The 13181-nt window shown below is 70.6% G+C and carries 13 protein-coding genes; 7 read left to right on the top strand and 6 right to left on the bottom strand.

All coding sequences use genetic code 11. The features are described from left to right. The first annotated feature begins 46 nt into the window (after positions 1-46). The 5 genes from gadC to CLV67_RS25040 all read left to right on the top strand — a co-directional run bounded on the left by gadC (position 47) and on the right by CLV67_RS25040 (position 4909). On the top strand, positions 47-1495 hold the full coding sequence (gene gadC, locus CLV67_RS25020; protein ID WP_239166304.1) for a glutamate/gamma-aminobutyrate antiporter GadC: 1449 nt from the start codon (positions 47-49) through the stop codon (positions 1493-1495). After that, positions 1492-1902 (top strand): hypothetical protein, encoded by a 411-nt coding sequence (locus CLV67_RS25025; RefSeq protein WP_106322436.1) that lies wholly within the window; start codon positions 1492-1494, stop codon positions 1900-1902. The genes gadC and CLV67_RS25025 overlap by 4 nt, the downstream gene beginning before the upstream one ends. Continuing rightward, complete coding sequence (locus tag CLV67_RS25030; RefSeq protein ID WP_106322438.1) at positions 1902-3248, top strand: dipeptidase; 1347 nt, start codon at positions 1902-1904, stop codon at positions 3246-3248. The genes CLV67_RS25025 and CLV67_RS25030 overlap by 1 nt, the downstream gene beginning before the upstream one ends. 175 nt (positions 3249-3423) lie before the next feature. After that, positions 3424-4290 (top strand): glycosyltransferase family 8 protein, encoded by an 867-nt coding sequence (locus CLV67_RS25035; RefSeq protein WP_106322440.1) that lies wholly within the window; start codon positions 3424-3426, stop codon positions 4288-4290. Positions 4291-4333: 43 nt separating this feature from the next. Next, a complete protein-coding gene (locus tag CLV67_RS25040) occupies positions 4334-4909 on the top strand; it encodes a dihydrofolate reductase family protein (protein ID WP_106322442.1) in 576 nt (191 codons plus the stop codon). A gap of 19 nt (positions 4910-4928) precedes the next feature. Here the strand turns inward: CLV67_RS25040 and CLV67_RS25045 are convergent, their stop codons facing one another. The 5 genes from CLV67_RS25045 to CLV67_RS25065 are packed head-to-tail and all read right to left on the bottom strand — an operon-like array spanning position 4929 to position 9610. Beyond that, entirely contained in the window at positions 4929-5621 is a 693-nt protein-coding gene (locus CLV67_RS25045) for a helix-turn-helix domain-containing protein (RefSeq protein ID WP_106322444.1), read from the bottom strand. Between the two features lie 57 nt (positions 5622-5678). Beyond that, positions 5679-6119, bottom strand: a complete 441-nt coding sequence (locus tag CLV67_RS25050) for a hypothetical protein (protein WP_106322446.1) — start codon at positions 6117-6119, stop codon at positions 5679-5681. Between the two features lie 25 nt (positions 6120-6144). After that, the gene (locus CLV67_RS25055) at positions 6145-8388 is read right to left on the bottom strand and encodes an FtsX-like permease family protein (protein WP_106322448.1); all 2244 of its coding nucleotides are present in this window, start codon (positions 8386-8388) and stop codon (positions 6145-6147) included. Next, complete coding sequence (locus CLV67_RS25060) at positions 8385-9068, bottom strand: ABC transporter ATP-binding protein (protein ID WP_106322450.1); 684 nt, start codon at positions 9066-9068, stop codon at positions 8385-8387. The genes CLV67_RS25055 and CLV67_RS25060 overlap by 4 nt, the downstream gene beginning before the upstream one ends. Positions 9069-9088: 20 nt before the next feature. After that, complete coding sequence (locus tag CLV67_RS25065) at positions 9089-9610, bottom strand: PadR family transcriptional regulator (RefSeq protein WP_106322452.1); 522 nt, start codon at positions 9608-9610, stop codon at positions 9089-9091. Positions 9611-9760: 150 nt separating this feature from the next. On the opposite strand from CLV67_RS25065, the gene CLV67_RS25070 reads away from it, so the two are divergent. Beyond that, on the top strand, positions 9761-10324 hold the full coding sequence (locus CLV67_RS25070) for an NADPH-dependent FMN reductase (RefSeq protein WP_106322697.1): 564 nt from the start codon (positions 9761-9763) through the stop codon (positions 10322-10324). Between the two features lie 310 nt (positions 10325-10634). On the opposite strand, the gene CLV67_RS25075 is transcribed toward CLV67_RS25070, so the two are convergent. Beyond that, positions 10635-11666 (bottom strand): hypothetical protein, encoded by a 1032-nt coding sequence (locus CLV67_RS25075; protein ID WP_146169281.1) that lies wholly within the window; start codon positions 11664-11666, stop codon positions 10635-10637. Between the two features lie 304 nt (positions 11667-11970). Between CLV67_RS25075 and CLV67_RS25080 the strand changes: the two genes are divergently transcribed. Continuing rightward, positions 11971-13032: an AfsR/SARP family transcriptional regulator gene (locus tag CLV67_RS25080; RefSeq protein WP_106322456.1), complete on the top strand. Its 1062-nt coding sequence runs from the start codon at positions 11971-11973 to the stop codon at positions 13030-13032. Positions 13033-13181: the final 149 nt, after the last annotated feature.

Here is a 13181-nt window from a genome sequence, read left to right on the forward strand (position 1 = left end):
AGCTCCATGATGCGGGCCTGATCGACATTCACAGATCGGAGGCGCCGTGAGCGCTACGGACGTGCCGGGCGAGACCACGGCACAACCACGGACCCCCCGGACCATCGCATATGTGTCCTGGGTGGCACTGGCCCTGATGACCACCAGCTCGGTCGCCAGCCTGCGGCCGTCACCGACGATGGCCGTCTACGGGCTCGCCAGCATCTTCCTCTACATCGTCCCGGCCCTGGTGTTCCTGCTGCCGACCGCGCTCGTCTCGGCGGAGCTGGCCTCCGGCTGGAAGGGCGGCGTCTACAACTGGGTGAGCCTGGGGCTCTCCAAACCGCTCGGCTTCCTGGCCGTCTGGTGCCAGTTCGCCATGACGATCTTCTACTATCCGAGTCTGCTCGGGTTCGTGGCCAGCACGCTGGCGTACGTCATCAATCCCGAGCTCGCCTCCAGCGGCGTGTGGACCGCGATCGTGATCATGGTCTGCTACTGGACCGGTGTCTGGGTCTCGTCCCGCGGCACCAGCGGCGTCGCCGGCCTGGCCAGCGGTGGCCTGATCATCGGCACGCTGATTCCCGGCGCCCTGCTCGTGATCCTCGGCGTCGCGTTCCTCGGTCAGGGCAACGAGTCCGCCGCGCCGATGACCGCCGATCACCTGCTGCCCGCCTGGGCGGGCCTGTCCAGCCTCGTGCTGATCGTCAACAACTTCCTGTCCTACTCGGGCATGGAGATGAACGCGGTCCACGTCGGCTCCCTGAAGAACCCGGGCCGCGAGTTCCCGCGGGCGATGTTCCTGGCCATGGGCCTGGTGCTGCTGATCTTCATCCTGCCCGCGCTGGCGATCAGCTGGATCGTGCCGGCCGAGCAGCTGTCACTCACCGCCGGCGTGATGCAGGCGTTCGACGCGGTGTTCGCCGCGTTCGACTCGCAGTGGCTCACCCCGATCCTCGGCGTCATGCTGGTCGCCGCGTCGCTCGGCGGCATGCTCACGTGGCTGGCCGGACCGTCCAAGGGCCTGCTGCTGATCGCCCGGCAGGAGGGTTACCTGCCGCCGTACCTGCAGAAGCTCAACAAGCACGGCGTGCAGCAGAACATCCTGGTCGTCCAGGGTCTGGTCACGACCGTGATCGCTCTGGCGTACGCGTTCATCCCGGACGTCTCCAGCGCGTACTGGATCTTCTCGGTGATCACCACGCAGGTCTACCTGATCATGTACCTGCTGATGTTCGTCGCGGCGGTCCGCCTGCGCAAGTCACACCCGGATCACCCGCGCGGCTACCGCGCCCCGATGCTGACCGCGCTCTGCGGCATCGGCTTCGCCGCCTCGCTGGCCGCGCTGTTCATCGGGTTCGTCCCGCCGTCGCAGTTCGGGTCCGGCAGCGTCGGCACCTATCTGGCGGTCGTCGCGGGTGGCGCGCTCGGGCTCGGCCTGCTCGTGCCGTACCTCTTCTACCGGCTGCGCAAGCCGCACTGGAAGACCGCCGCTCCCGAGGAGGTCCCGTCGTGAGCAAGCGTGCCCTCTACATCGCTGCCGCCGTGATCCTGCTCGTGCTCAGCATCGTCGCGCTCACCAACTACAGCGCCGAGTATCAGACCGCCGAGGCGGAGAAGAAGGCCGACCAGCTGATCGCCGAGCTGAACACGGCCGGGCTGAGGACGCCGAAGAAGGAGAACATCGTCAAGGTGCTCGGCGCGGACGGTGGGGCGGTCTGCCTCGACCCGGACGACGCGCTGCGCCGCGGGATCCTCTACGGCCAGCTCACCAACGGTGCGGCCGGTCCCGGCCAGCGGCCCGTGATCGCCGACAACAAGGTCGTGCAGGGCCAGCTGCTGATCATCAAGGTGTACTGCCCGTCCTACCTGGAGAGCTTCCAGAAGGTCGTGGACGACCTCAAGCTCGAAGAGGTGGCCTGATGAGCCTCACCGACCGGATCGCGGGCCTGATGGGCCAGGCCCGCACCGACCTGTCCGAACTGGTCGCCATCCGCTCGGTCGCCGACCCCCGCCAGTACCCGCCGGAGGAGTGCCTGCGCGCGGCGAACTGGGTGGTCGACCACTTCGCGGAGGTCGGCTTCACCGGGCTCACCCTGCACGAGACCAGCGACGGCAGCCGGGCCGTCTACGGCGAACGCCGCTCGACCCGGCCCGACGCGCCAACGGTGCTGCTGTACGCCCACTACGACGTGCAGCCGCCGCTGGACGAGGAGGCCTGGCACACGCCGCCGTTCGAGCTGACCGAGTCGGCCGGGCGCTGGTACGGCCGGGGCGCCGCCGACTGCAAGGGCAACATCGTCATGCACCTCACCGCGCTACGGGCCCTCGGCGACGACCTGCCGGTCAACCTGAAACTGATCGTCGAGGGCTCCGAGGAGCAGGGCACCGGCGGCCTGGAGGACTTCGTCGAGAACCACGCCGACCTGCTCCGGGCCGACGCGATCCTGGTCTGCGACACCGGCAACGCGGGCGTCGGGATGCCGGCCGTGACGGTCACCCTGCGCGGCCTGGCGAACGTGGTCGTGACCGTCGAGGCGCTGGACGGCGAGGTCCACTCCGGCATGTTCGGCGGCCCGGCGCCGGACGCGCTGGCGGCGCTCATACAGATCCTCAGCACCCTGCGCGACTCCGCGGGCAACACCACCATCGCCGGGCTGGCCGCCGACCAGACCTGGACCGGTGCCACCTATCCCGTGGAGCGGTTCCGCAACGACGCGGGACTGCTCCACGGGGTGGGTCTGCTCGGCGACGGCGCGGTCGCCGACATGGTCTGGGCCCGGCCCGCGGTGACCGTGCTCGGCATCGACTGCCCGCCGGTGGTCGGCTCGGCGGCCGCGATCCAGCCGCACGCCCGCGCCCGGATCAACCTGCGCGTCCCGCCCGGCACCGACGCCGGGAAAGCCCTGGACGCGCTGACCGCCCACCTGCACGCGGCCGCTCCCTGGGGTGTCCGCGTCACCGTCGACAAGGAGGCGGTGGGGCAGCCGTTCGAGGCCCGGACCGGCGGTCCGGCGCACCGGGCGCTGGCCGCGGCCATGCAGGAGGCGTACGGCTGTGAGGTGATCAACCTGGGTCAGGGCGGCTCGATCCCGCTGTGCGGTGTGCTGGCCGAGACATACCCGGACGCGGAGATCATCCTGATGGGTGTGGAGGAGCCGATGGCCCTCATCCACGCCCCGAACGAGAGCGTCGACCCCGGTGAGATCGCGCGGCTCGCTCACGCCGAGGCGCTCTTCCTGCAGCACTACCGCGGACAGGTGTCCTGACCTGCTGCTTCGGCGTGGACACCGTGGACGGAAGGCACGCGGCCCGTAGGTTGGAGAAGGCCTCCAGCCCGCAGGCCGCTGTCTTCCGCAGTCCTGCCGAAAGGACCCGAATGACCGTCCCCGACATCGAACCGGCCGACCCCGCGGTGCCGCAGTCACTGCGGTTGAGGTTCCGGTGACCCCCATCGTCTACTGCGTCGAGGACGAACTCGCCGAACCTCTGCTGGTGGCGCTGCGCTCGCTCGCCGGGTCCCACCCGCGTCGGCTGTCCCGGTTACGGGTGTACGTGCTGCACAACGAACTGACCTCGGAGAACCGGGACCGGATCCACCGTCAGGCCGACGCGCTGGAGCTGGACGTACGGACGGTCGCCGTCCGGGTCCCCGCGGGCCGCTATCCGCCGGCCGGCCGGGGCGCTGGTTCCGGCTACCTGCGCCTGGAGATCCCCGGCCACGTGCCCGACGACCGGGTGCTCTACCTCGACGCCGACACCCTGGTCGTCGGCGACCTGCGGGCGCTGCTGGACATGGATCTGACCGACCGCCCGGTCGCCGCGGTCCGTGATCCGCAGAACCCCATCCTGCGGTACGGCCTCGGCCTGCCCGGCTGGGAACGACTCGGGGTGCCCGGCGACCGGGAGTACTTCAGCTCCGGCGTGATGCTGCTCGATCAGGAGGCCTGCGCCCGGGACCGGGTGTTCGAACGCTGCGCGTACTTCCTGACCGTGCACCGCGAGCATGCCCGGTTCTGGGACCAGGACGCGTTGAACTGGGCCCTCGACGACAACTGGCTGCGCCTGCCACGCCGGTGGAACACGTTCCCGGCCGAGCACATCGCGCCGGTCGACGGCGAGCCCGGCGCCCGGATCCTGGCCACCCGTGACCCCTACGTCTCCCAGCCGGGCGCGGTCGCCCAGCTCACGACGGCGGCGCCCTCCCGCTCACGATCGACACCGTCAACCTGCTCGGCAGTCTCGATCTCCACCGGTCTTCGTGACCCGGTGTCGTTTCCGTCCAAGACGTTCCCCGCGACGGCGCTCTAGCGTGTGTTCCGGCAGCCCCGCCCGAGTCTTAGGAGACAGCATCATGCGTGACCTGGTCTACACCGGCTTCATGTCGCTCGACGGCGTCGTGGACTCGCCCGGCGGCCCGCAGGAGGGGCACCGCAGCGGCGGCTGGGTGTTCAAGGACCTGGAGTTCGTACCGGAGGCCTGGTCGTTGAAGGGCGAGGAACTCGCCGACACGACGGCGCTGATGTTCGGCCGCCGCAGCTACGAGGCGTTCGCACCGTTCTGGCCCGGTTCGGAGGACCACGCCGGTTACAAGGACCTGCCGAAGTACGTCGTGTCGAGCAGCCTGTCCGACGACGCGCTCGTCGACGACTGGGGTCCGATCACGATCCTGCGCTCGACCGAGGACGTCGCCGCGCTCAAGGAGACCGACGGTGGCGCGATCTTCATCCACGGCAGCGGCGAGCTGGCACGGCGCCTGTCCGACGCCGGCCTGATCGACCGATACAACCTGCTCGTGTTCCCGGTGCTGCTCGGTGCGGGCAAGAGCCTGTTCGGCCGGGCCGACCGGGACAAGTACATGCTGTCGCTGCGCGAGTCGCAGAGCTATGGGAACGGGATCCTGAAGCTGGTGTACGACGTAGCGCGCTGATCGTCGTCGGCGGTGCCTCTCACAGGTCGAGGCCGATCGCGCCGCCGGTCCCGTCACGCAGCTGCCCGACGGTGCGTCCCACGAACGAGCGCAGCGCCCGGGCCAGATGCGGCTCGTCGAAGTACTCGAGCTTCGTGACGACGTCGGCGGTCGGCTCCCCGGCGGCCAGCAGCTCCGCGGCCGCCCGGGCCCGCTCGATCTGCCGGACCGCGCCTCGGGTCAGCCCGGTGGCGGCCCGGAACCGGCGTTCCACGGTGCGTCCCGAGACGTCCGGGAGATGCCCGCGCAGCACCTCGGCGACGAGCGGATCCCGGACCACGATCCCGGCCCGGACGAGAGCACCGACCAGGGACTCGGCGTCGTCCGGCCCGGGCGTTCCCCACCGGGTCCCGTCGAGCCGGAACGTCCGGCTCGTGGTGTCGGGAAGCTCGATCCCGCCGTCGACGAGCGCCGGGGTGCTCACGATCCGCAGCGACGTCCCCACGGCGAAATCGATGCCGGTGAAGGTCGCGTCCTCCGGGACGGGCGCCGTGCTGGTCCGCGTCTCGGGCCCGGTGATCGCCGCGTGGGAGCGGCCGGCCCGCTCCCAGAAGACCAGTCCCCACCGCACGCCCGCGACGGAGGTCATCGCGGTGACCCGGTCACTGGTGCAGGTCCACACACTGTCCACCCACGGCGAATCGGACCCACGAGTCTCGAACCGCAGCCCCACGGGGGAAGAATACGCCGTACCGCTCCACCTACCGCCCCGCCGGCTCGCCCGTCGTACTCAGCGGCGGCCGGTGGAGAGGGCGACCAGGAACTGGCCGCCGCCCGCGTCGACGGTGGCGGTCACCGGCAGGCCGGGCACGAGCCGGGAGAAGCGGTCGACCAGCCAGTCCGCGGCCTCCTGCGCGTCGCGCTTGCTGGGGCAGCGGGCGACCAGCTCACGGCCGCCCTTGCGCTCGAGCCGTTCGGCGACGGTGATGAGCGGTGCCGGTTCGACCACGTTGAGCCGCTCCGGCCACGCGATGACGACCTTCACGGCGCCCTTGCGGGTGTTGCAGGCGCGATGGGCGAGCCGCTCGGTGATCTTGGCTTTCCGGTCGGCGGTGCGGCTGTCGACGCTGGGTCCGCGAGGGTCGTTCACCGACATGTCGGCGTCGACCGGCTCGTCGCAGACCCAGCATCGCCAGCCGTCACGTTCGCCCACGTCATCAAGGAGACTCACCGCAACAAACTAGCCCACGCCGCCCTCACTCACTGCGCAGGTTGCCGGGCCGGGTGAGCCGCCAGAGGGCGGGCAGCCCGGCCGCCGTGGTGCCGAGGACCACGATCGCGGCGATCGCGGAGGTGGTGCCGATGCCGAACCAGTCGACGGTCAGCGGCGCGTCGACGGCGACCATCAGGATCGTGGCGAGCAGGGTTCCGACGCTGACGGCCAGGATCATGCCGAGCGCGACCGGGATGGCCACCTGATACAGCACCGACCCGCTGAGGGTCCGGCGGCGGGTGCCGAAGGCGACGAGGACCGCGAGGACCTTCCGGCGTTCCCGCAGCTGTTCGGCGACGTTGACGATCATGCTGGCGCCGATCAGGAAGAGCAGGGCGATCGAGCCGACGAGCAGCGCGTCGCGCATACCGGCGAGGGCGTCGCGGACGGTGCTGTTCGCGTACGAGAACACGTAGGCCTGCAGGTCCAGCCCGACAGCGGTGTTGCGCAGGTGTTCGACGGCCTGCGGGGCACCGGGGTCGAGGGCGACGTAGAAGTACGTGTTGTCCGGCTTGACCGCGACACCCGAGATCGCCGACGGGGTGACCAGGACGGTCGCTCCGGACGCGGGGACGTCGGATTTGCTGTCGACGACCCGGGTGGTGGCCGGCGACGTCCAGGACGATCCGGACTCACCCAGCGTGTAGGTCGCTCCGGGAGCGGCGCCGTCGAGGGCGAACACATCGCCGTCACGGCACTCTCCCAGCCGCGCGAACTGCTGCAACACGGGACAGGACCCGATCCGGAGAGTGGCATCGTCACCCGCCCGGACCATCCTCACGGTCTGGTACTCCAGCACGCCCGGCGTCGAGTCGAGCGCGGCCGTCCACGTACGCTCCGGAAGGTCCGTACCGGGCAGGATCTCCATTCCATACCGTACGGCCGACGCGCTCCCGCTCCCGTTGTAGAGCGATTCGATCCCCGTGACGATGCCCTGCATGGCGAGCACCCCGGCGACCGAGACAGCGATGCCGGACACCGAGCGGACCGCGGTCCCGCTGTCGAACTGCAGGCGGCGCACCGCGAGCTCCCAGGCGGGACTGCCGCCGCCGAGGCGCCGCACCACGGCCTCGACCAGCCACGGCAGCAGCAGCGAGATGCCGACCAGCAGGAACGCCATACCGGCGACGACCTGGGCCTCGTAGTCCGACCGCCCGTCGATGCCCTGGTAGAGCGGCCACAGCAGGCCGAGCCCGACGAGCGGCAGGATGAGCCGCCACCAGAGGCGCCGGCGGACCGTGACGCTCATCCGGGTCACGCCGAGCGGCTCGACCACGACCCGGCGCATCGCCGACAGTGTCACGAGCACGGCCACGACCGGCACCCCGACCACGATCACGGCCACGAGCAGCGGAACCGGCCGCAGATCCGACAGGTAGAAGCTGAGCGCGCCCGTGCCGTACCGGTTGGCCAGCAGGATCTCACCCACCCAGAGCAGCCCGCCGATCAACAGCCCCACCACCGCACCGGCCAGGGTCTCACCGGCGGCGATCCGGCGGGTCATCGCGGCGTCGGCGCCGACCAGGCGCAGGGCGGCGAGCCGGCGGTCACGCGACTGGTCGCCGAACCGCACGGCACTGGCCATGAAGACCATCACCGGGATGAGGAGCACGACCATGCCGACGAGGGTCAGCAGGACGAAGATCGGCACGACGTCCTGCTCGATCGTGGCATCGCCGAAGCCCTCGATCCGCGGGTCGCCGTCCTCCGCCGAGAGCGTGTCGGTGCCCAGGTAGAAGAAGAGCTCGGCCGGACCGGACAGGCCCTCGTCACCGATGACGCCGATCACCTCGGCGTCCCAGCGCTCACGCAGCAGGGCGTTGCCGGGTTCGCGCATCAACCGGTCCAGTTCGGGGGACACCACCATCTCGCCCGGCCCCGGGAAGCGCGTCACACCGGGCGGAAGCGGCGGGCGCGAGCCCTCGGCCTGCAGCATCTCACCGCTGAACGCGTAGTCCCCGAACGTCGTGCCGGTGCGGCTGACCAGCAGGGTGTCGTCGCCCTTCACCACGTCCTCGTCGAAATTGTCGATTGCGCGGGCGTCGGTGCGGGCGTTGCTGGCCGCGATCGCCGCCGGAACGGTCGCCGCGCCGAGCAGCACGGCGACGCCCAGACCCACGCCGATCGCGATGAGCCCGAGCCGGAACCAGCCCGCCCGGCCGCCGGCCACACTCATCCGCGCGCCGAGCCCCAGCTCGAACAGCCACCTCCGCGGTCCGCGGATCATCGGGCCGGCTCCTGCTCGCGAACCCGGCCGTCACGCACGACGGCCTCACGGTCGGAGTACGCCGCGACCCGGGGCTCGTGGGTCACCAGTACGACCGCGGCGCCGGTCTCCTTGGCGGCCGCGATGAACAGCTTCATCACCAGCTCACCGTTGAGCGAGTCGAGCGCGCCGGTCGGCTCGTCGGCGAAGATCACCTTCGGCCGGGTGACCAGGGCACGGGCCACCGCGACCCGCTGGCCCTGACCGCCGGACACCTGGCCCGGGCGCTTGGCGGCGACGTCGGGGACCTCGAGCCGGTCCAGCCAGGAGGCGGCCTGACGGTGCGCCTCCCTCCGGCCGGCGCCGGCCAGGCGCAGCGGCAGGGCGACGTTCTCCTGGCAGGTCAGCTCGGGCACCAGCTGCCCGAACTGGAACACGAAACCGAACTCGCCCCGGCGCAGGGTGCTGCGATCCGAGTCGGACATGGTCGCCATGTCACGGTCGCCGTACCGGATGCTTCCCGACTCGGGGGTCAGGATGCCCGCGAGGCAGTGCAGCAGCGTGGACTTGCCGGAGCCGGAGGGGCCCATCAAGGCGAGCACCTCGCCTCCGTACACATGAAGCGAAGCGCCCTGAAGTGCCCTGGTCTCGCCGAAGCTCAGGTGGACGTCGTCGGCGGTGAGCAGCGGTTGATCGGCCATGATGTTCCTTGGGGTCGGGGTCACGGGCGGACCTGGGCGGCGAGGCGGTCGAGGCGGGCGGCGGTGAGCTCCAGCCAGCGCAGGTCGGCTTCCAGGTGGAACAGCGCGTGGTCGCAGATCAGCTCGTCGGCGAGGTCGCCGTCGTTCTTGCGCTTGGTCAGCGCCCGCATCAGCCGCAGATGCTCGGCGCGCTGGGTGTCCAGCACCTCGGTGGCGTCGCGGCCGGTCATGAGCGCCAGCACGACCTTGGTGTAGAGGGTGCTCTGCAGGTACGGCTCGGGCTGCTCCGGTCGCGAGATCCACTCGGCCACGTCGGTGATGCCGGCGTCCGTGATGGCGTAGCGCTTGCGGTCGGGCCCATCGCCCGGCTCCGACTCGACCTCGACGAGCCCGTTCTTCAGCAGCCGGGCCATCGTCGAGTAGACCTGGCCGTAGTGCAGCGCACGATCGCGCCCGAAGGCCTCGTCGTAGGAGCGCTTCAGGTCGTAGCCGTGGCGCGGGCCGCTCTCCAGGAGCCCCAGCAGGGCGAAGCTGACTGACATGCGGGCCACTATACACACGATGTATAAACCAGGTTTATAGCGAGATCCGCGCCACCTCACGCTTAGGTCGCGGATATCGGGGAACGGGTCCGGTTGCAACGAAACGCTCGTAACGTCCCGCTCATCGTCACCGTCGACTTGGAGCTTCCCGTGATTCGTATAGGCATCATCCTCGGCAGCACGCGCCCCAACCGGAACGGTGAACAGGTCGCCGCCTGGGTGCTCGACCACGCCAAACAGCGCAGCGACGCCCAGTACGAGCTCGTCGACCTGAAGGACTTCCCCCTGCCCCACCTCGACGAGCCGATCCCGCCGTCGATGGGTCAGTACCAGAACGACCACACCAAGAAGTGGGCCGAGAAGATCGCCTCCTTCGACGGGTTCGTCATCGTCACCCCCGAGTACAACCACAGCACGTCCGGAGTGCTCAAGAACGCCATCGACTACCTGTTCGCCGAGTGGAACAACAAGGCCGTCGGCTTCGTCTCGTACGGCTCCGTCGGCGGCGCCCGGGCCGTCGAACACCTGCGGCTGGTCGCCGGTGAGCTCAAGATGGCCGACGTCCGGCAGCAGGTGACGCTCGCCCTCAGCACCGAGTTCGAGAACTACAGCGTCTTCAAGCCGGGCGACTACCAGATCCCGCAGCTCACGACCCTGCTCGACGAGGTGGTCGCCTGGAGCACCGCCCTGGCCGGCCTCCGCCGCCAGTCCTGACCCTCACGCTCCGGCGGCCCGGTCCCCGCGGTCCGGGCCGCCGGCGTTTCTTTCACAACCCTTCGCGGGTACGCCCCGCGCGTCCCGTTTCCACGTCAGTCACCGTCCGCCCAGGCTCCCGGCCGCAGCTCGCCGCAGCGGGATTCTCAGGGTGAGTTGACGAGCGCGGGCTGCTCCGGTGCGGGGGAGCGGTGTGGTGGAGGGCTGGTGCTGCTGCGGTGGGCTCTCTGCGACTTCGACGCGGGCTTCCCGCCGGTCGTGGATCAGAGAACGGTTCTCCTCTGGGCGGTCCTCAGCAAGTGACCGGGAGTCACAGCTTCTTGCGCCGCTTCAGGCCGTTGGCCCAGTACCAGGCCACGACGTAGCCGTACTCCCGGCCGCCGAAGACGCGGCTCCACGCGAGGGCCGGGTCGACGTACGGGCCCAGTTCCTCGAAGACCGCCCGGCTCGCCTTGCGCCGGTCGACGAGGCAGTAGAACAGCGCGATCCATTGACGCAGGGTCTGCGCGTTGGCCGGGTTCGGGGTGCCCGCCCGCCACTTGGCGATCCACCCGTCGATCTCGGCCTCCACCTCCGGCCGCTGGAAGTACCGGTGACACTCGGCCAGGGCCTTGTCCTCGTCCTTCTCCTCGCCCCAGTTGAACTCGCGCAGCACGTACTCGTAGTGCGCGAGCAGCGGCAACAGCACGGCGCTGGCCCCTTCGGGCGCGGCCCCGGCCACGTCGCGTGCGGTGGCGAACATCAGGTCGTGCGAGCCGAACCACTTCTCACAACGCCAGGCGAGCGCACTCCCGTGCAGGCCGAAGTGGAACGGATCGCGGCGCCGGCCCTCCTCGAGGACGCCGTCGAACTCGGCCGTACTCGCGCCGGTGAACATCGTGCCGAGCCGTGTCACCCACGGGTTCGGGTCGTTGGGCCCGGCCAGTTTCATGGCCAGGTCGCATGCGTCGGCAGCCGCCGCGGACAGCGTGAAGAAGCCGCGGAACTGCTCCGTGCTGGTCTTGTCGGCCGTCGCGCCGCCCCGCGCGCTGGAGGCCTGGTGGCTGAGCGTCTCGGCGAGTACCTGAACGGCGATCGGGTCGCTCGGTGCGGCGGCCTGCCAGCTGTCGAACCAGCCCCGGTCGGTGTCGGTGAGCCGGCTGAGCGAGCCGATCCGCCGGGCGCGGAGTTCCCAGTCGTCACCGGCCTCTTCGATCACGGCACGGGCCGCGGTCCAGTCTCCGCGGCGGGCGTCGCGCCGGGCGTTCCAGAGTGGCAGGTCGAGGATGGCGCGTTCGGTGTCGAACTCCGGAACGGGCAGGAGGGGACCGTCGGTCAGATGTCGGTAGATCACGCGCAGCACCGTCGGATGATAGCGGCGGGCGATCGCACGCGGCCCCTCGTGCGGATCCGCGCCACCGGCATGCCGCCGTCCCGGCGACGGCCCGGCCACGCGGCTCGGAATCCCCCGTCCGGCCGACATTTGACGAGGCCGGGCGGTGTGGGTGACCCGGGCGGCCATGGCCTGCGGGCGGATCGCCGGCACCGGGTCCTTTATCTGTAGCCGTCCCATCACTCCCGCGGTCGATCCGTCTGGGCAGGGCTGCTCAGCGTGACTATGCTGCTGCGGGCTTGCCGTACCGTGGCAGCCGGGAAACTGCAGCAAGATGGGGGACGCGATGACCGACGGCTCGTCCGGCGGCGCGCTGAGGTTCGGGCTACTCGGTCCGGTTCGAGCCTTCCGGGGCGCCGACGCGTTGGATCTAGGTCCGGTCAGGCAACAGGCGGTCCTGGCCGTGCTGTTGCTGAACGCCGGTAAGCCTGTGCCGATGCAGCAGATCGTCGCCGCCCTCTGGAACGGCGACCCGCCGGAGAACGGCGTCGACGTGGTGCAGCGCTGCATCGGCGGCCTGCGTCGCGCCCTCGATCCGTCGCTGCTGGCGTACACCGAGGGCGGCTATGTGCTCCGCGTCGACCAGAACTCGGTCGACACCGGCATGTTCCGGGCGGCCCTGGCCCAGGCACAGAGCGAATACCAGACGGGAAACATCCACACCGCCACCATCGGGGTACGAGGTGCGCTGGACATGTGGGAGGACGAGCCCCTGGCCGGCTTGACAGGCGCGTTCTTCCAGGAGGCCCGCGAGCGCCTCAACTCGGAGCGCACCAACGCGTCGTCACTGCTGGCCGTCCCCGACCCCGCCAGGCCCGTGCCCCGCACCGTCGAGGCCGCCGCCCCGCCCCCGACCCCGGCACCACCGCCCACCCGGTCGGCGCCGCCACCTACGCCCCCGGCTCCGCAGCCCTCTGCCGACCGCCCCATCTCGCCGGCACCCGCGCACCGTGCCCCACAAGCCCCGGCGGACCGCCCCATCTCACCGGCACCGCCACGTGCCTACCCTGCTCCGCAGCCGCCGGGGCACCGTCCCACCCCGCCGCCTTCCCAACCCGCCGCCACGCCGTCAGCCGGTAGGTCCGCTCCACACTCCTCGGGTGGCTTGTTCAGCCAGGACCCCTCGGCGAACCGGCCGGCTCCGAGCCCGTCGGCGGGCCGTTCGACGCCACCCGCGGAGAACATCCGCCGCCTGCCCGGCGCCGGAAACAACAGGCCGCCGGTCCTGGACCCGACCCGCATCGACACGGGAACGGACGAACCCGGCTACCCCGAGCCGGTCGACCCGTGGGGCGACCACGCCCTCTTCCCGCCCGACCCGACCGCGATGAGCTGACCGCCTGAGCAGGGTGGTGACTCACGGCCCGACATCGAGCCGCGTTTCACGACGCCCCGGTGCCACGTCCGTGGCGTGGTGGTTCAGGGCCGCATGGTGATTCAGGCCGAAATCCGCTCATGCCTCACCATCACCGGCGTCCACCCCGG

This window comes from Actinoplanes italicus, assembly GCF_003001815.1.
Classification (GTDB): domain Bacteria; phylum Actinomycetota; class Actinomycetes; order Mycobacteriales; family Micromonosporaceae; genus Actinoplanes; species Actinoplanes italicus.